The sequence below is a fragment of the Bacillus sp. 2205SS5-2 genome (assembly GCF_037024155.1).
Lineage (GTDB): Bacteria > Bacillota > Bacilli > Bacillales > Bacillaceae_K > Bacillus_CI.
The window spans coordinates 1-21545 of sequence record NZ_JAYKTS010000039.1 but is presented as its reverse complement, the minus strand read 5'-3'; the positions used below and the strand labels follow the sequence as shown (position 1 = coordinate 21545).

The 21545-nt window shown below is 39.0% G+C and carries 18 protein-coding genes, 1 pseudogene and 1 riboswitch; of the genes and pseudogenes, 8 read left to right on the top strand and 11 right to left on the bottom strand.

Going from position 1 to position 21545, the window contains the following annotated elements; all coding sequences use genetic code 11:
• Nucleotides 1-252 precede the first annotated feature (252 nt).
• Entirely contained in the window at nucleotides 253-1755 is a 1503-nt protein-coding gene (zwf, locus tag U8D43_RS18680) for a glucose-6-phosphate dehydrogenase (RefSeq protein ID WP_335872680.1), read from the top strand.
• Nucleotides 1756-1779: 24 nt separating this feature from the next.
• The gene (locus tag U8D43_RS18675) at nucleotides 1780-2394 is read left to right on the top strand and encodes a cyclase family protein (RefSeq protein WP_335872679.1); all 615 of its coding nucleotides are present in this window, start codon (nucleotides 1780-1782) and stop codon (nucleotides 2392-2394) included.
• A gap of 236 nt (nucleotides 2395-2630) precedes the next feature.
• Here U8D43_RS18675 and gnd read toward each other — a convergent pair whose 3' ends face one another.
• Together gnd and U8D43_RS18665 are read right to left on the bottom strand one after the other, a co-directional pair.
• Nucleotides 2631-4043, bottom strand: coding sequence for an NADP-dependent phosphogluconate dehydrogenase (gene gnd, locus U8D43_RS18670; RefSeq protein ID WP_335872678.1), 1413 nt, complete (start codon nucleotides 4041-4043; stop codon nucleotides 2631-2633).
• 114 nt (nucleotides 4044-4157) lie between these two features.
• Nucleotides 4158-5426 (bottom strand): DNA polymerase IV, encoded by a 1269-nt coding sequence (locus tag U8D43_RS18665; RefSeq protein WP_335872677.1) that lies wholly within the window; start codon nucleotides 5424-5426, stop codon nucleotides 4158-4160.
• A gap of 320 nt (nucleotides 5427-5746) precedes the next feature.
• Between U8D43_RS18665 and U8D43_RS18660 the strand changes: the two genes are divergently transcribed.
• Entirely contained in the window at nucleotides 5747-5878 is a 132-nt protein-coding gene (locus tag U8D43_RS18660; protein ID WP_335872676.1) for a hypothetical protein, read from the top strand.
• 181 nt (nucleotides 5879-6059) lie between these two features.
• Here U8D43_RS18660 and U8D43_RS18655 read toward each other — a convergent pair whose 3' ends face one another.
• From U8D43_RS18655 to mce, 4 genes are all read right to left on the bottom strand, one after another.
• On the bottom strand, nucleotides 6060-6530 hold the full coding sequence (locus U8D43_RS18655) for a chemotaxis protein CheW (RefSeq protein ID WP_335872675.1): 471 nt from the start codon (nucleotides 6528-6530) through the stop codon (nucleotides 6060-6062).
• Between the two features lie 557 nt (nucleotides 6531-7087).
• Nucleotides 7088-8212: a tripeptidase T gene (locus U8D43_RS18650; protein WP_335872674.1), complete on the bottom strand. Its 1125-nt coding sequence runs from the start codon at nucleotides 8210-8212 to the stop codon at nucleotides 7088-7090.
• Between the two features lie 71 nt (nucleotides 8213-8283).
• Nucleotides 8284-9831 carry an acyl-CoA carboxylase subunit beta gene (locus U8D43_RS18645; protein ID WP_335872673.1) on the bottom strand — a complete coding sequence of 516 codons (1548 nt, stop codon included), beginning with the start codon at nucleotides 9829-9831 and terminating at the stop codon, nucleotides 8284-8286.
• 3 nt (nucleotides 9832-9834) lie between these two features.
• Entirely contained in the window at nucleotides 9835-10248 is a 414-nt protein-coding gene (gene mce / locus U8D43_RS18640; RefSeq protein WP_335872672.1) for a methylmalonyl-CoA epimerase, read from the bottom strand.
• A gap of 282 nt (nucleotides 10249-10530) precedes the next feature.
• Here mce and prli42 point away from each other — a divergent pair, with 282 nt between their 5' ends.
• Complete coding sequence (gene prli42, locus U8D43_RS18635; protein ID WP_335872671.1) at nucleotides 10531-10626, top strand: stressosome-associated protein Prli42; 96 nt, start codon at nucleotides 10531-10533, stop codon at nucleotides 10624-10626.
• A 189-nt stretch (nucleotides 10627-10815) separates the two neighbouring features.
• Here prli42 and U8D43_RS18630 read toward each other — a convergent pair whose 3' ends face one another.
• Entirely contained in the window at nucleotides 10816-10971 is a 156-nt protein-coding gene (locus U8D43_RS18630; RefSeq protein ID WP_335872670.1) for a Fur-regulated basic protein FbpA, read from the bottom strand.
• A 92-nt stretch (nucleotides 10972-11063) separates the two neighbouring features.
• Nucleotides 11064-11240, bottom strand: a riboswitch (Lysine riboswitch).
• 343 nt (nucleotides 11241-11583) lie between these two features.
• Here U8D43_RS18630 and U8D43_RS18625 point away from each other — a divergent pair.
• The 4 genes and pseudogenes from U8D43_RS18625 to U8D43_RS18610 all read left to right on the top strand — a co-directional run bounded on the left by U8D43_RS18625 (nucleotide 11584) and on the right by U8D43_RS18610 (nucleotide 14892).
• The gene (locus tag U8D43_RS18625) at nucleotides 11584-12021 is read left to right on the top strand and encodes a BrxA/BrxB family bacilliredoxin (protein WP_335872669.1); all 438 of its coding nucleotides are present in this window, start codon (nucleotides 11584-11586) and stop codon (nucleotides 12019-12021) included.
• An 82-nt stretch (nucleotides 12022-12103) separates the two neighbouring features.
• Nucleotides 12104-13099: an aromatic acid exporter family protein gene (locus U8D43_RS18620; RefSeq protein ID WP_335872668.1), complete on the top strand. Its 996-nt coding sequence runs from the start codon at nucleotides 12104-12106 to the stop codon at nucleotides 13097-13099.
• A 29-nt stretch (nucleotides 13100-13128) separates the two neighbouring features.
• Nucleotides 13129-13626, top strand: a complete 498-nt coding sequence (locus U8D43_RS18615; protein ID WP_335872688.1) for a L,D-transpeptidase — start codon at nucleotides 13129-13131, stop codon at nucleotides 13624-13626.
• A 129-nt stretch (nucleotides 13627-13755) separates the two neighbouring features.
• Nucleotides 13756-14892 (top strand): annotated as a pseudogene (locus U8D43_RS18610) (IS4 family transposase).
• Nucleotides 14893-14911: 19 nt separating this feature from the next.
• On the opposite strand, the gene U8D43_RS18605 reads toward U8D43_RS18610, so the two are convergent.
• The 4 genes from U8D43_RS18605 to U8D43_RS18590 all read right to left on the bottom strand — a co-directional run bounded on the left by U8D43_RS18605 (nucleotide 14912) and on the right by U8D43_RS18590 (nucleotide 21284).
• Nucleotides 14912-15433 (bottom strand): P-loop NTPase family protein, encoded by a 522-nt coding sequence (locus U8D43_RS18605; protein WP_335872667.1) that lies wholly within the window; start codon nucleotides 15431-15433, stop codon nucleotides 14912-14914.
• Nucleotides 15434-16276: 843 nt separating this feature from the next.
• The gene (gene meaB, locus U8D43_RS18600) at nucleotides 16277-17296 is read right to left on the bottom strand and encodes a methylmalonyl Co-A mutase-associated GTPase MeaB (protein WP_335872666.1); all 1020 of its coding nucleotides are present in this window, start codon (nucleotides 17294-17296) and stop codon (nucleotides 16277-16279) included.
• The gene (scpA, locus tag U8D43_RS18595) at nucleotides 17296-19452 is read right to left on the bottom strand and encodes a methylmalonyl-CoA mutase (protein WP_335872665.1); all 2157 of its coding nucleotides are present in this window, start codon (nucleotides 19450-19452) and stop codon (nucleotides 17296-17298) included. Before scpA ends, meaB begins: the two co-directional genes overlap by 1 nt.
• Complete coding sequence (locus U8D43_RS18590) at nucleotides 19449-21284, bottom strand: methylmalonyl-CoA mutase family protein (protein ID WP_335872664.1); 1836 nt, start codon at nucleotides 21282-21284, stop codon at nucleotides 19449-19451. Before U8D43_RS18590 ends, scpA begins: the two co-directional genes overlap by 4 nt.
• Nucleotides 21285-21545: the final 261 nt, after the last annotated feature.

Sequence of the window (21545 nt, the reverse complement as noted above, 5' to 3'; positions counted from 1 at the left end):
CTTCATTCCTCCTTGTTCTACTATAATCATCATATTATAGAGTTTATTTAGATATCAAGGATTTTATGAAATATTAACAATAAAATATTTCATAAAATCCTTATCCCTCATTTCGTAAGCTGTATTGCATATTGGTTGCAACGAAGTCGGGAAACCGCTAGAATATTGAACTTGTAAAGAGGTTTCTTTCTAAATAACACTAGGAGATTTTTTCTAAAAGTATAACGATGAAAACAAAGTGAGGTCCTAATTGTGAACAATACCGAAACGCCGGCTAGTCTGATTATGATTTTTGGTGCCACTGGAGACTTAGCCAAAAGAAAGCTCATTCCTTCCCTCTATCATTTATATCGAAAAGGAAAGATCTCTGAACAATTTGCAGTTGTCGGGGTTGCACGTCGTGAATGGACGCACGAAACCTTCCAATCTCATGTAAAAGATTCTGTTTTGACTTCCATCGGGGATGTGGACAATCTTGAAGAATTTGTTTCCCACTTTTATTACCAACCAAACGATGTTTCAAATTCAGATTCTTATATTGAATTAAAAAAGCTGTCAGATGAATTAGATTCCAAATATACTCTAAACGGAAACCGCATTTTTTACTTAGCGATGGCACCAGAATTTTTCGGCACAATTACAGATCACTTAAAATCTGAAGGATTAACAGATACAGCGGGATATCACCGATTGGTCATTGAAAAGCCTTTTGGTCACGACCTTCCTTCTGCCGAAAAATTAAACTCTCAAATTCGAGAATCGTTTTCAGAGGATGAAATTTATCGGATTGACCATTACTTAGGAAAAGACATGGTTCAGAATATCGAAGTGATTCGTTTTTCTAACGCATTATTTGAACCGCTTTGGAATAGCCGATACATATCCAATATCCAAATCACTTCGAGTGAAACACTCGGTGTCGAAGAACGAGGTGGCTACTACGAAAAAAGTGGTGCTCTTCGTGATATGGTACAAAACCATATGCTCCAAATGGTTTCACTTCTTGCGATGGAGCCACCTATTTCCTTAACGACAGAAGAAATTCGAAGCGAAAAAGTAAGAGTGTTCCGCTCGCTACGTCCTGTCGCAGGTGAAGAAATCGAAGACTATTTCGTACGAGGTCAATACGACTCAGGAAGCATACAAGGAAATGAATTACCTGGCTACCGTGAAGGAAGCAACGTCGACCCTCAATCCAATACAGAGACGTTTGTTTCAGGGAAAATCATGATCGACAATTTCCGTTGGGCAGGCGTTCCGTTTTATATTCGAACGGGTAAGAGAATGGGCTCAAAAGCAACCAAGATCGTCGTTCAGTTTAAAGATATACCAATGAACTTGTACTATAATCCTGAAAAACCACTTGCACCCAATTTATTGGTCATTCATATTCAACCTGAAGAAGGAATTACGCTTCACTTAAATGCCAAACATTCTGGCGAAAACTTAAAAACGAAAGCCGTAAAATTAAGTTACGCCAATAAGGGTATCGATGGTATGAATACGCCAGAAGCTTATGAAAAACTCATTTACGACTGTATGCGTGGAGATGCGACGAACTTTACACACTGGGATGAAGTCAGGCTATCCTGGAGTTTTGTCGATAAGATTTCAGACTACTGGGAAAACACAAAAGAAGCTACATTCCCAAACTACGCCTCAGGATCAATGGGACCTAAAGCATCCGATCAATTATTAGAAAAAGATCAATTTTTCTGGTGGCCAATAGATAATCTTGAGGTTGATAACTGCTAAATTAGCTTGAAAGGAATGATTGAAATGAAGATTCATGATATTACAGCACCGATTTATTCTGGCATGCCGGTGTATAAAAACAAACCTGAAAAACAACCTGAAATTACCACCTCTACCAGCGCCCATGTGACAGAGTCCCGCATTACACTTGATGTGCACACAGGAACCCATGTAGATGCCCCTCTTCATATGATTAATGATGGTGACACGATTGAAACGATTGAATTACAGCAATTAGTACGAAACGTAAAAGTACTGGATATCACAAAAACAGAAGGAAAAATCTCTAAACAAGATATCTCCTCCTATGCAATTGAAAAAGATGATTTCATTTTACTAAAAACCAAAAATTCTTATGATGAAGCCTTTAACTTTAATTTCATCTACCTAGCAGAGGATGCGGCTCATTTCTTAGTAGATAAAGGAATTGCAGGTGTTGGCATTGATTCTCTAGGAATTGAACGTGCTCAAGAAGGACATCCTACTCACCGAGCCTTGATGGGAAATAATATTATTATTATTGAAGGATTGCAATTAAAGGACATTGAGGAAGGCGAATATTTTATGGTTGCAGCTCCCTTAAAGATCAAAGGAACAGACGCATCTCCAGCTCGTATCTTGTTGATGGATAAACAGTAAAGTAAAATTTCTATCAGCGAAAAGCAGCCAGGTTAGTACAAGATTTATAACATTTAAAAAGCGCAGAAAATAAATTTTCTGCGCTTTTTTGTATATTTATCAGTTGGAAAACACTAATTACTTGTCTTGCTCGAAGAAAACCGATACTAGCGCTAATTAGAAAAACACCCCAATTGAAGCTTTGGAGTGCAATTTACTTGCTGTATACCTTCTACACATCAAAACAAGGCTTTCGCTTAATCATCCATCCATTCGGTATGGAAAATTCCTTCTTTGTCGACTCGTTGGTACGTGTGTGCACCAAAATAATCGCGTTGTGCTTGAATTAAGTTTGCTGGTAAGGTCTCACTGCGATAACTGTCAAAATAAGAGAGAGCAGCTGAGAAGGACGGAACCGGTACACCATTTTTCACCGCAACGGTAATGACTTCTCTTAAAGAGGATTGATAACTTTCAGCGACCTCTTTAAAGTAGGGATCAAGAAGTAAATTTGGTAATTGGATTTCTCGATCGTACGCTTCTTTTATTTTTTGTAAAAATTGCGCTCGGATAATACAGCCACCTCTAAAAATCATCGCAATTTCTCCGTAGCTTAAGTTCCAGTCATATTCATCAGACGCAGCTTTCATTTGTGCAAACCCTTGAGCATAGGAACATATTTTGCTCATGTATAGGGCTTTTCTTACGGATTCAATTAATGCTTGTTTATCTCCCTCATAAGCTTGTGGGGTTGGGCCTGAAAGAATTTTACTAGCCTTCACACGCTCATCTTTGATGGCCGAGATAAATCGAGCGAAAACAGATTCTGTAATAATCGGCAGAGAAACTCCTAAATCTAAGGCACTCTGACTTGTCCATTTCCCTGTCCCTTTTTGGCCTGCTTTGTCCAGTATCATATCCACAAGGGGTTGACCTGTTTCATCATCCATTTTTGTGAAGATATCCGCAGTTATTTCAATAAGATACGAATCGAGCTCTCCTTTATTCCATTCTGAAAATACTTCGTGCAGTTCTTGAGCGGATAAACCCAAGACATTTTTCATTAAGAAGTACGACTCCGCGATTAATTGCATATCTCCATATTCAATTCCATTATGTACCATCTTGACATAATGCCCCGCCCCGTCAGGTCCAATATAGGTTGTACAAGGTTGACCGTCCACTTTTGCAGCAATATCTTTCAAAATCGGTGCGACAAGATCATACGCTTCTTTTTGTCCACCTGGCATAATTGAGGGACCGGTTAATGCGCCTTCTTCTCCACCTGACACACCTGTTCCAATAAAGTGGAAACCTTGATTGCTTAATTTTTTATTCCGACGAATGGTATCTTCAAAAAAGGTGTTTCCTCCATCGATAATAATATCTCCTTGATCTAAAAAAGGTGTTAGCTGGTCAATGGTCGCATCCGTTGCTGCTCCAGCTTTAACCATTAAAAGGATTTTACGAGGCTTTTCAAGTGAAGCAACAAATTCTTTAATGGTTGGAGCTGCGAAAATATTTTTCCCTTGAGATTCCGCCATCATTTGCTCTGTTTTTTCACTTGAACGATTATAGACAGAAACGGTATAGCCTCTGCTCTCAATATTCCATGCAAGGTTTTTCCCCATTACCGCTAATCCAATCACACCAATTTGTTGTGTAGTCATATAATAACAATCCCTTCTAAAGACATTCTATTTATATTCTTATAGTCTTTCCCTAAATGTAACAGTCCTTATTTTCCGTTGCAAATTAATGGGTCATCTAACATTTCCTCTTTATTATGGCCTTTTCTTCTCATTCTCTCTCAGAAAATCTTTGTTAAAACTTGTTCCGTCTTCTACAGAAACTGCTTTTTTCTGCGGAAGCTTCATTCCCTTTTGCACAATACCTTTTCCGAACTTCGCTTGTAGGTCCTCAATGGTTTTGTATAGCGGCTCATCTTTTGCTTCCTCTTCGTAGGAAAATAAATCGAGTTGGCGAAAGGCTGCTTGTTTTTCAATAAGGTCATTTGTCGTAATACCGAGCAAGCGAATCGAATCCCCATTCCAATTTTGGAGAAAAAGGTCTTTAGCACTAGTAAAAATGTCTTCTTTTTTAAAGATATACTGTGCTAGTTTTTTGCTTCGAGTAATAGTATTTCGATTTTTAAACCGAATTGAAATGGAAAGTGATTTAGCTACCAATTCTTTATTCTGAAGGCGGAGAGCTACTTTTCCAGCTAATAGATGAAGATGACGTAGTAATTCCTGTTGATTGGCAATATCTTTAGGCAAGGTCATGGAATTTCCTATGCTTTTAAAATCATAGATGGAATCTGGATCCACACGCCTCTCATCTTCTCCGTTTGCTCGTTTTTTCAAGCGAGTACCGTTAATTCCTAATAATGCTCTTAGCTTTAACTCTTCTGCATGGGCCAAATCATCAATTGTTCCTACGCTGATGGTTTTTAACTTTTCAGCTGTTTTTTCACCGACCCCATGCATCTCCCTAACTGGAAGTGGCCAAAGAATCTGAGGGATGTCCCGCTTTCTTAAAATCGTGATTCCCATTGGCTTTTTCATATCAGAGGCCATTTTCGCTAAAAATTTATTTGGTGCAAGGCCAATACTACAAGGTAAGTCTAACTGTTCTAAAATTCTCGATTGAATAGACTGCGCGATTTGAAGCGGATTCCCTAGTTCATAACAATCTGATATGTCCATATAACCTTCATCGATTGAAACCGGTTCAACCAGCTCTGTGTATTGTCGCAGTAAATCAAACATCCCCGTTGAAGCTTGACGATAACGATCGAAATTAGGCCTCATTATTATCAGTTGTGGGCATTTTTTTTTGGCCTCCCATAAAGGCATAGTCGTTTTCACGCCAAACTTTCTTGCCTCATAGCTACAGGTGACAATAATCCCTTTCCTTTCCTCAGGATTACCAGCAATCGCCAGCGGTTTGCCTTTTAACGTAGGATCGAATGTCATTTCAACAGATGCATAAAAACTATTCATATCTACGTGAAGAATTACTCTTCCTTTTTTAGGATAATACTGCTTCATAATGATCACACCTTATTCAACTGGAGCATTAATTTGATGGATTATTTTCGCAAAGATTGCGGCTTTTCGAATAGGAATAAAACCCTCGACCTGAATGACTTTGTACTCTTTTCCTAACGATAAAATTTGGATTTCTAAATACAAAGTAAGAAATAACTCAAAAACCATATTGCCTATTTATCTCTTTGTGTGAGGAGCAACAAATTTTACAAAAAATCCATCTAAACCCCAATAACGATTTCTAATTGAATTATTTGGGATAGGCTACATGATTTAGCTTCGCCTACATCTTTCTTTTTTTATGGCTGTTTTCGCAAAGTTTGTTGCTTTTCGTATCAGTTTATCATTTAACCCGAGCCCCTGCCACTGCAGCTGGATCACGAAAAGCGGAAGTGGCTGCCCAGGGACGGCAGGCATCTGGCAGAACACGCAGTGAAGCCTGCTTCACGTAGTGGGCTGACAAATGCCCGAGTCCATAGCCACTGCAGCTAGATCCGTCTATTTTTGCTGGAAACCAACGATGAAATGGAAGATTTAATAAAAATTGAGATGAATTAGCCACAATGGATACGAAAAGAGCCTTATACAAAGAGCCCTTTGAAAAGAAAAAGCATGACTCCTTAGAGCATGCCTTTATCCCTCAACTGATTCAATCAGATACGCTTCAATTTCTTTGATTCCATCTAGGCTCTTCACTAGTATCCCTGGGCTAACGTATGTAATAAGTCTTTGTTCCCAGTGCACAACACCTGTAAAATACTTCGTTTTTGAGTATGCTAAAAGACCCACTTGCTTGATCGCTTCATTTGGGACATCTAGAATTTCTTTCGCTTCCTTTACGATGACAGCAAAAGAGAGAAGCTCCGATTGAATGACAATCATGCGTGCGTCCGTTAAGTCAGAAGCAGCTCCATATAAAATTTGCTCAAAATCCAAAACGGGAACCAATTCATTCCTTATATCGACAATGCCGCTCACATAATTGGGTAAGTGTGGGATGGGATTAATCTTTGCTAGTTTTTCAATGGATATAACATTTTCAATAGGAAGCGCATATTCTTCCGTTCCTGATTGAAAAACAACGACCTTTTGAGTATCGCTCATGAAAATCCTCCTCTGTAAATAGGTGCATTATTCCCTAAAACAATTTCTTCTTTTAGAGTACCACTTTTCCATCCTATTGACTATTGAATTCCTCTTTACTAACTAAACACTCTACGAGTGCAACTAGCGCATGTATTTCTCCATTTGAGCACGTTCGATCGCTCTAATAAGAACGCCCAAACCCGCCTAGAGCTTTAAGTAGCTCACGTACATGGAATGACAAAAATCGGTGCATTTACTAACTTTGTTCGCATTTTAAAAGGTCAATTCGGTTCCCCTTGGAGGTTAGCGTTGTTCAGTTAGATGATTTCAAAAGGGAACCCTCTATACTAAAGGGTTCCCTTCAAATAATAAGGCTGTTTTCGTAATGCTTGTTGCATTTCGCACCCGTCTATAACCGATGATATAGCTTTGTTTCAGGGCATCATTTCGTCTATTTTTGATGGAAATCAACAAAGAAATGAAGAATTCAAACAAAAAGTAGTTGAAATAGCCACAATGGATACGAAAAGAGCCAAAAATAAAAATTAATATTAAAGTTTTACACAGTTTTTAACTTACTCTCCAGCGACATCTTCTGTGATTGCTACTACCATTTCTGCTAGTTTCACTAATTCTTCAACAGGCATTCTCTCACTTGTAGTGTGAATTTCTTCATAACCAACAGCCAGGTTAACCGTTGGAATTCCAAACCCAGCAATCACGTTCGCATCACTACCGCCACCGCTTGTTTGGAGTTGACTATCACGACCAATTTTTACTGCTGCTCGTTTCGCTACCTCTACTACTTCATCACCATCAGCAAATTTAAAGCCTGGGTACATAATATCCACTTCGATCGTCGCACTTCCACCCATTTCAGTAGCAGCTGATTCAAACGCATCTTTCATTTTCTGCACTTGCGCTTCCATTTTTTCAGGCACGAGGGAACGTGCTTCAGCTAAAATATCCACACGATCACAAACGATATTCGTTGCTTTTCCACCTTCGAAGCGACCAATATTAGCAGTTGTTTCGTCGTCAATGCGACCAAGTGGCATACGACTGATCGCTTTTGCTGCCATCGTGATGGCCGATTTCCCCTTTTCAGGTGCCACTCCAGCGTGTGCTGTTTTTCCGTGAATAACCGCTTTTACTTTCGCTTGTGTTGGCGCAGCAACAATAATATTCCCAACCTTACCGTCACTATCAAGCGCAAAACCATATTTCGCTGTTACAAAGGTGGGATCCAGTTCTTTTGCACCAACTAAACCAGACTCCTCGCCAACTGTAATAATGAATTCGATTTTTCCGTGGGCAATATTTTGTTCCTTCAGTACTCGTACCGCTTCAAACATAACCGCTAATCCTGCTTTATCATCCGCACCTAAAATCGTCGTACCATCCGAGTAGATAAATCCGTCTTCTTTCAATGTCGGTTTCACAGATTGAGCTGGAACAACGGTATCCATATGGGAAGTAAAGTAAATCGTATCAACATTTTCCTTTGTCGCAGGTAATGTGCAAATTAAGTTGCCTGCCCCGTGTCCCGTAATACCCGTCGTGTCATCTTCAACCACTTCGACGCCAAGATCGGCAAATTTTTTAGTTAGTACCTTTGCGATTTCGGCTTCCTGACCTGTTTCTGAATCGATTTGTACGAGTTCTAAAAATTCATTCACTAAACGTTCTTGATTGACCATATTAACTCCTCCTACTATGTATTCAACTAGTACAGTATAACTCGAAATACATTTTGGAACAATGAATACACTTACAAAGGGATATTTCCATGTTTTTTATACGGACGAGTTTCTTTCTTATTTCTCATCATCTCAAGACTTTGAATCAATTTTATTCGTGTTTCCCTGGGATCTATGACATCATCGACCATTCCACGACTTGCTGCAACATAAGGATTGGCAAATTTCTCTCGGTACTCTTCTATTTTTTCCGCTCTCAATTGCTCCGGATTGTCACTTTTATTGATTTCTCTTGCAAAAATAATATTGGCTGCACCTTGTGGACCCATCACCGCAATTTCGGCATTTGGCCAAGCAAACACTAAATCTGCCCCGATGGCTTTTGAATTCAAAGCGACATACGCCCCCCCATAAGCTTTTCGGAGAATAACAGTGATTTTTGGAACAGTTGCTTCTGAATAAGCATACAAAATTTTAGCACCATGACGAATAATCCCACCATGTTCTTGCTTAATACCTGGAAAAAATCCTGTGACATCTTCAAACGTAATAATCGGTATTTGAAATGAATCACAAAAACGAATAAATCGGCTAGCTTTATCGGATGAATCGATATCGAGACCACCTGCCATAAATTTCGGCTGATTACAAACAAGCCCGACTACTTCTCCCTTGATCCGAGCAAGGCCAATCACAATGTTTTTGGCAAACTCCCTCTGAATTTCTAAAAATGAGCCTTCATCGACAATCTCCTGAATTACTTTACGCACATCATAAGGTCGTACGGCATCGAATGGAATCAAGTCTGTTAGATTCTCACGATAGTCATTTTCTTCTTCTGTTTCTTTCATAGGTGGCTTCTCTACATTATTTTGCGGAAGGTATGAAATCAATAATCGAACTTGTTCTAACACTTCCTCTTCAGATGAACCACGAAAATGAGCATTGCCACTAATCGAATTATGTACCTCAGACCCACCCAAATCTTCTGCACTGATTTTCTCTCCTGTAACTGTTTCAATCACCTTGGGTCCGGTAATAAACATTTGACTGGATTTATCGACCATAAAAACAAAATCTGTAATCGCTGGGGAGTATACAGCTCCACCAGCACAAGGCCCCATAATAACTGAGATTTGCGGAATCACCCCTGAATAAATCGCGTTACGATAAAAGATATGACCGTATCCATCTAGCGAGACAACTCCTTCTTGAATACGTGCCCCACCTGAATCATTTAACCCAATAAATGGTGCACCATTTTTCACCGCTAGATCCATCACATTGGCAATTTTTTGCGCATGCATTTCACCGAGAGCCCCACCAAATACGGTAAAATCTTGTGAGAACAAATAAATTGGTCGACCATTGACTTTTCCATAACCAGTGACAACCCCCTCCCCTGGCGCATCGACTCCATCTAAACCAAAATCATTGCAGCGGTGTTCAATAAACGGATTTAGTTCCACAAATGTACCTTTATCAACGAGCAACTCAATCCTCTCTCTCGCTGTTAGTTTTCCCTTCTCATGTTGTTTATCAATTCTCTCGTCTCCTCCACCTAGCTCAACTTTCCTTTTCCGGTCATATAAATCATTGATTTTTTCATAAATATCCATGAACTACTCCCCCTTGACAGCTGGCTTTTCACAAAGCTCCGTTAGTACTTTCTGGGTAGATTTCGGATGCATAAATGCTACCTGTGCACCACCTGCCCCTAATTTTGGATCATGATGGATCATCTCGATGCCTTTTTCTTTCATCTCAAAAATTCTTTGCTCAATATTCTCAACCTCAAAGGCAATATGGTGAATCCCTTGGCCTTTTTTCTCTAAAAAACCGGCGATAGCACTATCCGGTGAAAGTGGTTCTAATAGTTCTAGTTTAATAGTTCCCCCGTCGATAAACGCCACTCTGACATTCTCTGAAGGAACTTCTTCTATTTTCAATAAAGGTAACCCGAATACTTCCGTATATAATGGCAATGCCTCATCTATCGAAGGAACAGCTATTCCTAGATGGTCGACTCTTTTCATTTTAAACATCCCCTCTTCCCTTTTCTCACCCCAACTAATTCTCCCCCTGTGTTTCTCGTATAGATACTCTAAGAAAATACAAAACTGTGAGGGTGAAGATCGAATATCCACCGGGATAGATATTACGAATATCGCTTTCACTATCGTATTCGATGAACTTGTCGAATTTCCTGCTACGATCTAAATTTTTGTAAACGTTTTCAGAATGAAGCATCTTGTTATTTTGATAATGGAAGAGTACAATAGGATTGAAAATGCAATAAAACAAGGAGAGTGTACTCAATGAGAAAGACGAAAGTACAAAAAATTGTTATCTATTTAATGTTATTCGCCATGATTGCGTCAACTCTATTCGCTGGCTTGGCTGTGCTATTATAAAGGTAGTTTTCGCAGAGGTTACTGTTAGTAGAGTTCAGAGTTTAGAGTTTAGACTTTTTACCTTGATACAAAAAAGAGAGGATCACTAATGAGCGATTCTCTCTTTTTGTAGGCACATATCTATTAGAAGAAGTAACCTCCCGAAAACAATGGATAAAAAATTCATCCAAACTACTTTTCTTTATTGCCCTAGGCGGTGATATTTTTCATCCCTTTGTATATAAGATCCAACTCCTGATAAGATAGTTGAAATAAATGTCGACCATCTTCCGCTTTCAAAACGCCTTCTTGAATAACCAGCTCTATTAATTTTTCTTTTGCTAGAATCCCAATCTCTAATGTCAATTTCCTTCCCCTTTTCTCCATCTTTTCTGTCAAAGGGAGAAACAAAACGCCCAACCAAGATGCCCTCACAAAAAACCCTTAGTCTTCAACACCTCTTAAATAGTTCTCCGCAAAACATTTCTTGTGACAATATCACATTTGTTCAAGATAAAACTATTTAAAAAACCCTAGGAATTTTTCCACTTCTGCAGCAACACCTTTTCCCTATGGTGGTCGGTGACACACATCTCCCATAAGGTACTTATCAATCATGTACCTCTATCTTAGAAAGGACAATCTTTATTTAATAATTGTTTCTATTTTTACCAAAAAACACTATCATTGTCAAGCTATGGGTGTCAGAATAGAGGGGGGATACCTCACCTATACTTAAACTCATGATAGATGGATAAAACCTCCGAAAATTAAAAAAGGGACAGCTCTATTTAGAGCTATCCAACATCTAGGGAGTTTAGGGGTATGGATCTAGATGTAGTAGTATATTACCCAAGCAGCATTAATCTTAACCTCATTTATGAAGTTTTTACGAACATAAGGAACAATAATTGAAATAACCTGCTAAATCGACTATGATTAAAGTACATCTGAGCATGTTTAAAGGAGAGAATAATCTTGAGTATGGATTTTAATTTATTTATGAATGATGTTGTTCGTCAAGCTCGCGAGGAAATCGAAGGGGCTGGATATACCCAACTAACAACAGCAGAAGAAGTAGAAGAAATGTTTGCCAAAAAGGGCACTACCCTCGTTATGGTCAATTCTGTTTGTGGGTGTGCAGGTGGGATTGCTCGTCCAGCAGCAGCTCATAGTGTTCATTTTGACAAACGCCCTGATCATTTAGTGACTGTTTTTGCAGGTCAAGATAAAGAGGCAACCGCCAAAGCTCGTAGCTATTTTACTGGTTACCCGCCTTCTTCTCCATCTTTCGCACTTTTAAAGGACGGAAAACTATGTACAATGGTTGAAAGACACGAAATTGAAGGTCACCATCCCATGTCGGTTGTGAACCAGCTACAAGAATCATTTGAACAATATTGCGAAGAAGTATAGCGCTTACAAACCTGACATTTTTGAATGTCAGGTTTTTTCTATGGCTACACTGAAGAGATACGTGAACGAATGGAGAAAAAGCATGTTTAAAATCGGATATCGTACTATTAAGACAGCGATTGGAACCGCAATCGCCATTATGATTGCTCAGTGGTTTCAACTAGACAATTTTGCCTCCGCTGGCATTATTACCATTCTTTGTGTACAAAACACAAGAAAAAAATCATTATCTGCGTCCTGGAGTCGCTTTTTAGCGTGTATCGTCGCAATGGGTTTTTCCTTCGCCTTCTTCGAAGGGATTGCCTATTCACCCATAATTATTGGGAGTATGCTCTTATTTTTTATTCCAACGACCGTTGCCTTAAAGGCAAAAGAAGGAATTGTGACGAGTTCAGTCATCATCCTTCATCTTTATTCGGCAAAACAAATTACCATGAACATCATTTTTAATGAACTTGGAATTATCATTATTGGAATTGGTGTCGCCTTAATCATGAATTTGTATATGCCTAGTTTAGATCGAAAGCTGATTCACTACCAAAAACGAATTGAACGAAATTTCCAACTCATCTTTAAAGAAATAGCTCATTATTTACGCTGCCAACAAAGTGACTGGAAAGGAATGGAGATTACAGAAACAGCTAAACTTCTTCATGATGCTAAGTCCATTGCTTTTCGTGATGTTGAAAACCACTTTTTGCGACATGAAGATGTCTACTATTTGTATTTCAAAATGAGAGAAAAACAATTTGACATTTTGGAACGAATTTTACCGATTGCTACTTCCATCTCCTTAACTGTCGAACAAGGTAAAATCTTAGGTGATTTCATGGACAAATTAAGCGAACAAATCCATCCAGGAAATACTGCCTTCCTCTATCTAAAAGAATTATATGATATAAAAATTGAATTCGAAGGGATGGCTCTTCCACAAACACGAGAAGAGTTCGAAGCACGAGCGGCATTGTTTCAATTTATGAAAGAAATGGAACAGTATTTATTACTCAAAAGCTCGTTTACAGGCTTACAAAAGAAAAAAAAGAATGGTAAACCTCTTAGTGAAGCAAACTATTCTTAACCTTCATTGAAAGGATGAATCAGATGAATTTGCTATTCGCTATCTGTTTAGTGTTCTCACCCATTTGGCCACTCGGAGAAAATCCATTACCAGGCGACCCAATAGTCATCGTCAATAAACAGACGAATGAACTGGCTTTTATTGTCGATGAAGAAGTGGTTCATATTTATTCAGTAGCGACAGGAAAAACGGAGAACTTAACACCTGAAGGTACGTTTACCGTCACTGTAAAAGCTGAAAATCCTTTTTACCGTAAAAAAAACATTGAAGGAGGATCTCCTGATAACCCACTTGGGACACGCTGGATTGGATTTGACGCAGAGGGTACAGATGGAAGAATCTATGGTTTGCATGGAACGAATGCTCCTAATAGTATTGGTCAGTATCTCTCGAATGGGTGTATTCGGTTAAGTAATACTATGATTGAACAACTCTATGAAAAAACCCCCTTAGGTACAAAAGTTCATATCCTCTCGTCCCCCCTTCCTTTTGAGCAAATCGCCAAAGAAATCGGTGCTATATCTTAGCTGAATAATTATTAATGTCAAGTAACATGCGTGTTGATTAACCAATAAAATCCAAAAAAAATACCAAAAAGGACACCTTTCTAGTAGAATGATGTTTGCCGACAAACAAACTACAGAAGAGGTGCCCTCATGAAGAAGAATACCACATTTCACAATTTGTTTCAAAAAATTGTTTCACATAAAGAAGTAGCCATCATCCAGGATATCGTTGGCTATAAGGATACCGCTCGTAAGCTTGATGTATTAATGCTTATTCCTTATTTTCTTTGTGCTTCCATGAATGAGCTTAAAAGTTATCGAGACTGTGCGGATGTAGGTGATCAATATGGGCTGCCTAAAATTAACCACTCTACGCTTTCTAAAAAGGCTGAACCTATGGACTACAAGATTATGAAGAAGTTATTCCAATTAATCGTGTCTAAATGTAATCGAATGACACGTTGAGCGTTAAAGATACCAAAGGATCTTCTTTTAATAGACTCCACCACGATGACAGTGGGAAAGTCGCGCCTTCCTTGGGCCCTTTATCATGGAGAGCGTGCAGGAATCAAATTACATGTCAGTTATACTCCACTTACAGAAATGCCCCTTCATGTCGTTGAAACGACTGGACTTGTACATGATGGGCCGATTGGCTAACAGTTGGCGGATTCTCGGTTTATTCTAGTAGAAGATCGGGCTTATTTTAAAATCAAACGAATCGACCAGTTTAAAGAAGATAAACAAATGTTTGTGATCCGAATGAAAGAAAACGTAGAAATTTTTAGGCCTCATGCTTTAAAACACCTTGAGGAAGATGGATCATCTATTTCTCGTGATATCACTTGTCAACTGGGTACCAAACAATCTCGTTCAAAGGAACGGCATCGAGTGGTGTTTTTTAAGGATGACTACGGTAAGGAGATGCGTGTTGTCACCAATTTAATGCACGTGTCACCTGAAGCTATCGCAGACATGTATAAAGCAAGATGGAGAATTGAAACGTTCTTCCGATGGATTAAACAGAACCTAAATGTCCCTGTGTTATTTGGCACGACTGAAAATGCCGTTTTTAATCAGCTTTTTTCCGCCTTAATTGCCTAAGTTCTATTGAAATGGTTGTATTCAAAAACATCTGAAGGACGAGTATTCGAAAAATTATCGTTTATTTCCTTTCAAAGAAAACTTCTACAAGATAACTTACCGATTGACTGGAAATCAGAAATGGCCGTTGTTTTGAAGAAATACAAAAAGCTTCATGGGATAAGTTTATCTAATTTTGGATAATAAAGACTCGTGCAATAATTTATTGCTTTATCTCAGGAGAATATTGGCGAATTTCTTTTCTAGTTGTTAATTTTATCACCCTTCGCTTCGGGTCTCCCTCTAGAAATTTTTGAAATAACTCTTCCATCTTTTCTTTTCTTGGATGGTAGGTTGTGTAAATAAACTTGAGGAAGGCCCAGTCTAACTTTTCTGTACAGCCATCACCCATATCAGGACGGTTTTGACCAATATTAGTGAAATATCGCTTAATTACACGAAATAGGCAGAGATATAGTGGGAGTTCTAAATAGATAATCGTGTCAGCATGAGGTATGCGAATGTGATTCGTACTACGATAATTTCCTTCGATAATCCATACATCTTTTTCCACGATTTCCTTTTGTTTCGTAGAGAATTCTTCTAAAGAAGCCTCCTTCCAGCCTGATTTCCAATACATCGTGTCTAGATGATACACGTCTATGTTGATTTTTTCTGCTAGCTTCCTAGCAAAAGTAGACTTTCCAACTCCCGCTGAAATCCCCATCACTAAAATTTTTTTCATTTTTCATGTCCCCTTTTAATAGACTGATTTTTCAGTATATTTTATTTCTCACGGAATTACTAGTTTTTTGACTTCCTTGATGAACGTAATCTGTTTCTATCTTTCCATTTGGTTCGAATCGATTTAGCTTGTTTTGACGAGGAAGGATTCTGTCCAAAAAGCAAAGAGCCTTTAGAAGACAGAAAGTTATTTTGATTGTCATTCCGCGGTACTCACCTAAAATCAAGGAGACACTAGTTAACTGATATCTCCTAGCTCGAAAAATGCAGAACACGTCACCATTATTCAAATGATATCCTCAACCAGAATATCATTAGTTTCTAGGTTACTGCCATTTTGTTGATGAAGGATTAGACAAGCTTCTCCATAATTTAGTGTTTCAGCAACTAGATAAATTCAATTGCATAAGGAAAGCGCGAAGAGCATTAGAATATGAAGATTATCCAATAATTAAAATTACTGGGGCATAAACTATACTGGTATATGGAAAAAACATTTATGGCAGAAGGCTCTTTTCCTATACCTTGTGGCTATTTCAACTACTTTTTGATTAAATCCTCCATGTCACTGTTGATTTCGATCAAAAATAGACAAAATCATGTCCGAAGCTCTATTAAGATTTAAAACTGATTCGAAAAGCCACAAGTTTTGCGAAAGCAACCTAAAAGAAAAACAACCGCCATCACTTCTGTCGGTTGTTTTCATTAAGCCCTTATCTTAAATATTGTCATAGAGAACCACAGCCTTTTTTTACCATGATGAGATTACCCAAAACTCCACTATGTTTTCCAAAACCCTTCTCATCTAGGGTTGATGGATAGAACGGTATTAAACGGGAAGAGACTACTCTTTATTTTGATACAGGTTAAGCAACCTCAGTAAAGCGGATTGAACGGTTGTTTCCCCGTCTTCTACTTTTGTCTTAAGAAGGGGCAATTCCCTTTTTACCTCTTGATGTTCATAAAAAGACCGAAGGAGATTATCCACAATCGAGGACTGAAGCCACTCAAGATTTTGCTGCTTTCTTCTCTTTTGAAATTGATTCGATTGAATGGTTAGAACTTTAAACCGTTCTATTACCTGCCATATCTCTTCTAAACCTTGTTCTTTTATGGAGGAACACGTAAATGCCTGCGCTTCCCACCCTGGCGTTGCAGGGGCTAGAAAATGCAAGATCTGATTGTATTCTGCTTTTGTTTTTTCAGCAAGAGGTTGATTTTCGCCATCAGCTTTATTGACGACAATGCAGTCCGTTAACTCCATGATTCCTTTTTTCATTCCTTGCAACTCATCCCCGGCTCCAGTTAGGACAAGTAGAAGGAAAAAATCTACCATGCTGCGGACACTAAATTCACTTTGTCCGACACCGACTGTTTCGATGAGAATAATATCGTATCCAGAAGCTTCACACAAGTAGATCGTTTCCCTGGTTTTTCGGTGGACCCCCCCTAAGGTACCTGCAGTAGGTGATGGACGAATAAAGGCGTTCGGATGATTAGATAACTGCTCCATCCTTGTCTTATCACCTAAAATACTCCCACCAGATAAGGAAGAAGATGGGTCCACTGCTAAAACTGCCACCCGATGACCTTTTTCACATAAATATAGGCCAAGTGCTTCAATAAAGGTACTCTTCCCCACCCCAGGCACTCCTGTGATGCCAATCCGGATAGATTTTCCCGTATGCGAGAGAACTTTACTCAAAAGATCCTGTGCTTGTTGTTGATGGCGATGCGCTTTACTCTCAAGTAGTGTTATTCCTCTTGCTAACCAGGCCCGCTCACTACGTAATATGCCATTATATATCTCTAACACAGATGGCTCGTTCGCTTTTTTCACACGATGAGAAAAGCCTTTCTCCATTATTTTGTCACTTCCTCATAGCCCAGCTTTTCATAAATTTTCTCTAAAACAATCTCTGCACATACAGGAATCACCGTTCCAGGACCAAAGATGGCAGCTGCACCATTATCTTTCAAAAACTCATAATCTTTATAGGGAATTACGCCGCCAATAAAGACCACGATATCTTCTCTTCCTTGCTTTTGCAATTCACTCATTAACGCAGGAAGCAGTGTCTTATGTCCTGCCGCTAGTGAGCTTACTCCAATAGCATGGACATCATTTTCCACGGCCTGTTGAGCGGTCTCTGCTGGTGTTTGGAAAAGAGGACCTATATCTACGTCATAACCTAAATCAGCAAACCCAGTCGAAACCACTTTTGCTCCGCGATCATGGCCGTCTTGTCCCATTTTCGCCACCAAAATCCGAGGTCGCCTACCTTCATTTTCCAAGAATTCTTCCGTTAAGGTTTGTACACGCTTAATTTCTTCTTCATTTGAAAAGTTAGAACTATAAACACCACTCACAGAGCGAATCACCGCCTTATGTCTTCCGCTTGCTTTCTCGATGCTGTCGGATATTTCGCCTAAAGTCGCTCGAGCTCTAGCCGCTTCTACCGCTACCTCCAATAGATTGCCTTCTCCTGATTCTGCTGCCTTAGTCAATGCTTCAAGTGTTTGTTGAACAACGACCTCATTTCGCTCTTCACGAAGCTTCTCTAAACGTAAAAGTTGTTTCCGTCGAACTTCAGTATTATCGATATCGAGAATTTCCATTTCATCTTCTTTTTCGAGTCGATGTACATTGACGCCAATAATTTTTTCTCTTCCAGAATCGATTAACGCTTGTCTACGGGCGGCCGCCTCTTCAATTTTCATTTTTGGTAGACCTGTTTCAATGGCTTTGGTCATTCCACCTAGTTCCTCAATTTCCGCCATATGAGCCCAGGCTTTTTCCATCAATTCATGGGTTAATGACTCCACATAATAAGAACCACCCCAAGGGTCGATTACATCTGTTATGCCCGTTTCTTCCTGTAAATACAATTGAGTATTACGAGCAATTCGAGCCGAGAAATCGGTTGGAAGTGCAATCGCTTCATCTAATGCATTCGTATGAAGCGATTGGGTATGGCCCATGGCCGCTGCATGCGCTTCTATTAGTGTACGAATGACATTATTATATGGATCCTGTTCAGTCAAACTCCAACCAGATGTTTGGGAATGCGTTCGAAGAGCCAATGACTTAGAATTTTTTGGTTCAAACGAATTCATCAGTTGAGCCCAAATACGTCTACCTGCTCGCATTTTAGCTACTTCCATAAAATAGTTCATGCCAATTCCCCAGAAAAAGGACAGTCTCGGTGCAAAAGAATCGATTTCTATTCCTGCTTTTAAACCGGTTCGAACATATTCAAGTCCGTCTGCCAAAGTGTAGGCAAGTTCAATATCGGCAGGAGCTCCTGCTTCTTGCATATGATACCCAGAAATACTAATAGAGTTGAATTTTGGCATATAATTAGCCGTGTATTCAAAAATATCGGCTATGATTTTCATCGACATTTCAGGTGGATAAATATAGGTATTTCTCACCATGTATTCTTTTAAAATATCATTCTGAATCGTACCAGAAAGCTCTTCTTTCGCAACTCCTTGTTCTTCGGCAGTCACAATATAAAAAGCCATGATTGGCAATACCGCGCCGTTCATCGTCATGGAAACAGACATTTGATTCAGTGGAATTTCATCAAATAAGATTTTCATATCTTTAATAGAATCAATGGCCACTCCAGCTTTTCCAACATCTCCCTCTACACGTGGATGGTCTGAATCATAGCCTCGATGAGTAGCCAAATCAAAGGCAACCGACAAGCCTTTTTGTCCCATCGCTAAATTCCTTCGGTAAAATTGATTACTCTCTTCGGCTGTTGAGAAGCCTGCATATTGACGAACGGTCCATGGTCGTGACGTATACATTGTTGGGTACGGTCCTCGCGTGTATGGAGCCATACCAGGTACATCATCTAAATGCTGAAAAGTAGTAGTATCATTTTCCGAGTAAAAACTCTTAACCGCAATTCCTTCATTGGTAGTAAATGTTGAGTTCTTGCCAATTTCATTTGCTTTCAACTCTGAATGAACTGGTCTTAACTTAGAAAAATCCGGTTTCTTTTTCATCTTTTTGCCTCCCACCCCTTCAGAAGTTCATCCAGCTTTTCAAGTATATTCTGTTTACTATGAATGCTACCAGAAATACCAGCTTCTTTAAAAATATGAAACTTCTTTTCTTCTGGAAGACCAGCGACATCAATCGTAATAGAAGATGAATCCTTAAGTAATGTTAAGCTTGGTAACAAAATTTCTACATAATCTTCCATTTTTCCGCATACACAGTAATAGTCTAGCTTAGATTCCTCAATAAAGCGCAGTATATCAGCTGGTTGGTGACAAGGTTCACTCCAAACTGAGCCTATTCCTCCAAGCTCAAGCACCCCAGTCACATAGTCTGCACGTGCTTTATAATTTTTAAGAGTAGAGAGTCCAATAATGCCTGCTTTAAGCTTCTGGCCACTTAGAGATAATTTGTCCCCGCGATTTCTTAACTTTTCAAACACTTCAGACAGAACCATCCGTTGGATGATTGTTACAGATTCTCCTGAAAAAGAACCTAAAGATAGATTTTCAGGTTGCATCACATTGTTATCCTTCGAATTAGGATAGATGTTGGTACCAATCATCGTTGTTTCTCGAGTTTCTAGATCATGTTTTCTGTTTGCGTAAACGGCTAGAATTTCTTGTTGAATAGTGCCCGTTTTAATTTCTTCTAACAACCCACCTTGCTTTTCAATCTGCTGGAATATTATCCAGCTTTCATCTATCAATGTGTGTGTTAATTTTTCAACGTAGTAGGAACCGCCAGCAGGATCAATAATTTTTCCTAATTGAACTTCATCTTGTAAGATCAATTGAGTATTGCGTGCAAGTCGTGTTGCTAAATCTTTTTGACTTGGCTCGTTAGAAAATGGCGAAACCGTAAAATAATCAACTCCAGCTAATACTGCGGCAAAAGCTTCATTTCCTGCTCGTAGGATATTCACATACTCATCCAGATTACTCTTGTTCATAGAAGAAGTTTCAGCACTGATGGTTACCTGCTGAGATGGAATATCATAAGCCTTACATAAAGTTGTAATTAGTCCACGAAACGCACGAATCTTACTTATTTCCAGGAAAAATTGAGAAGAAACGGAAAAATGAAAGACCAACTTCGAGAAAATCTTCTCAATACTCCATCCTTCTTGTTGAAGCATATCAAGATAAAATACTGCAGAACTTAAAGCTAGTGACAATTGTTGAACCACTGTGGCTCCGCTCGCCTCGTATAGGCTAGTGTCGATTAAAAGCGTCTGGAGGTCAGGTTGTTGTTCATCAATATTTAGTACAGCTCTCAACCATTCCTGCTTCTCTTCGCTACTCCAAAGCTTTCCACCTTCCAAGCTTTTTGCTAAAGGATCAACAGCGATAACTCCTGTCACTTGATGCTTTATATTTGCTACTACTTCTGCAAATGAAGTCAACGAACTAGGAATAAGATTCACAGGATATTCCGTCGTTGGTAGTAAAAGAAAGAGTTCTATTAACTCATTTATTGAGAGCGTAGAAAGAGCTCTTGTATCAAAAGAGAGAACTGTTTGCCCTTTTGAAAGGGCATCCACCGTTCTCTCATATAGCTCTTCTTTATCTTTACCAGAGACTTTTTGCGCTACCTGCCAAGGCTTTAAGTTTCGCTCAAAACTTCTTGTTTGTTGACCTTGGCCTGGCATACTATCCACGGTGAAACTCGCTAAATCTCCCTTTGTGTATAGCGGCTTTAAGGTTATTTGTTCATATGTATGATGATTTAAGGTTGACAAACACTTTCCTTTAAGTGTTTGTTCTGCTTTTTCTTCCCATTCGTCATAGGTTATTTGTTGAAACAGATGATTTTTCATAGCTGATATATCTGCCATACCTTACACCTCCAATTGTAATCGGTTACATTTTATTAATCTAGTAATAATAGAAAGCATCTCTACCAATATTGTAGTATATATAGACAAAGGGGCAAAGTGTTTTACTGAATTTTTTTGCTTCTTCGCTGTTTAAAATGATTTACCCCTGTCCATACTGGTTACTAAAATAGTAGAACTAGTAGGTGATTCGGAATGAAGGTAGAAATCCAAGATATTGATAGTCTCTTTCATATTACAGAACCATGGTATATCGAAACC

Excerpts from the sequence above, each read along its gene's own strand:
- U8D43_RS18655 (WP_335872675.1), bottom strand. The coding sequence starts at position 6,530 with ATGAGCGATACTCAAAAGGTCGTTGTTTTTCAATCAGGAACGGAAGAA.
- U8D43_RS18650 (WP_335872674.1), bottom strand. The coding sequence starts at position 8,212 with ATGGTCAATCAAGAACGTTTAGTGAATGAATTTTTAGAACTCGTACAA.
- U8D43_RS18675 (WP_335872679.1), top strand. The coding sequence starts at position 1,780 with ATGAAGATTCATGATATTACAGCACCGATTTATTCTGGCATGCCGGTG.
- U8D43_RS18665 (WP_335872677.1), bottom strand. The coding sequence starts at position 5,426 with ATGAAGCAGTATTATCCTAAAAAAGGAAGAGTAATTCTTCACGTAGAT.
- U8D43_RS18645 (WP_335872673.1), bottom strand. The coding sequence starts at position 9,831 with ATGGATATTTATGAAAAAATCAATGATTTATATGACCGGAAAAGGAAA.
- U8D43_RS18620 (WP_335872668.1), top strand. The coding sequence starts at position 12,104 with ATGTTTAAAATCGGATATCGTACTATTAAGACAGCGATTGGAACCGCA.
- gnd (WP_335872678.1), bottom strand. The coding sequence starts at position 4,043 with ATGACTACACAACAAATTGGTGTGATTGGATTAGCGGTAATGGGGAAA.
- U8D43_RS18605 (WP_335872667.1), bottom strand. The coding sequence starts at position 15,433 with ATGAAAAAAATTTTAGTGATGGGGATTTCAGCGGGAGTTGGAAAGTCT.
- scpA (WP_335872665.1), bottom strand. The coding sequence starts at position 19,452 with ATGAAAAAGAAACCGGATTTTTCTAAGTTAAGACCAGTTCATTCAGAG.
- U8D43_RS18590 (WP_335872664.1), bottom strand. The coding sequence starts at position 21,284 with ATGGCAGATATATCAGCTATGAAAAATCATCTGTTTCAACAAATAACC.
- meaB (WP_335872666.1), bottom strand. The coding sequence starts at position 17,296 with ATGGAGAAAGGCTTTTCTCATCGTGTGAAAAAAGCGAACGAGCCATCT.
- prli42 (WP_335872671.1), top strand. The coding sequence starts at position 10,531 with ATGAGAAAGACGAAAGTACAAAAAATTGTTATCTATTTAATGTTATTC.
- mce (WP_335872672.1), bottom strand. The coding sequence starts at position 10,248 with ATGAAAAGAGTCGACCATCTAGGAATAGCTGTTCCTTCGATAGATGAG.